Raw genomic sequence first — 207 nt, 5'->3', positions numbered from 1 at the left:
AATATTTTAGGAATTTAGAAAAAGAATTAAGAGATGAATTAGCCACAAAAAGTGATTTAATCATCTCTTGCGGCGGTGGGTTTGCTAATTTACAAGATTTAAGAAAATTAGGTTTTGTAGTGTTTTTAGACCTTAGTTTTTACAAAATCGCAACAAGGCTTAAAAACGATACTAAACGCCCATTATTTGATGAAAAGGCGAAATTGC

The 207-nt window shown here is 30.9% G+C and carries 1 protein-coding gene; it reads left to right on the top strand.

Translation table 11 applies throughout. The features are described 5' to 3' along the window. Nucleotides 1-207 (top strand): shikimate kinase (locus KJQ99_RS10465; protein WP_284467069.1); only part of this gene is annotated, 207 nt, incomplete at both ends.

This window comes from Campylobacter sp. 2018MI13 (assembly GCF_018501135.1).
GTDB lineage: Bacteria > Campylobacterota > Campylobacteria > Campylobacterales > Campylobacteraceae > Campylobacter_E.
This window is presented reverse-complemented; position numbering and strand designations above follow the sequence as displayed.